The 212-nt window shown below is 50.0% G+C and carries 1 protein-coding gene; it reads right to left on the reverse strand.

Translation table 11 applies throughout. The annotated features are described in order from the left end of the window. A partial coding sequence (locus HMPREF3022_RS01875; RefSeq protein WP_210399650.1) for a transposase occupies positions 1-212 on the reverse strand: 212 nt, incomplete at both ends.

Below are 212 nucleotides of genomic sequence, written 5' to 3' on the forward strand. Positions count from 1 at the left end.
TCATAGCTGCTCAGGCTATCCGTGTAAACAATGCTGTCCGGCATGATTTTCTTTTTGATGACAGGGAATAACGTTTCAGACTTGGCATTATCCACCACAACGGTATAGACCCGTCCGTTGCGTTTCAGAATGCCGAAGACAACCACTTTTCCTGCCGCACCTCGACCACGTCTGCCTTTACGCTGTCCGCCGAAATAGCTTTCGTCCAGCTC

The organism is Neisseria sp. HMSC065C04 (assembly GCF_001815375.1).
GTDB classification, from domain to species: Bacteria; Pseudomonadota; Gammaproteobacteria; order Burkholderiales; family Neisseriaceae; genus Neisseria; species Neisseria flavescens_D.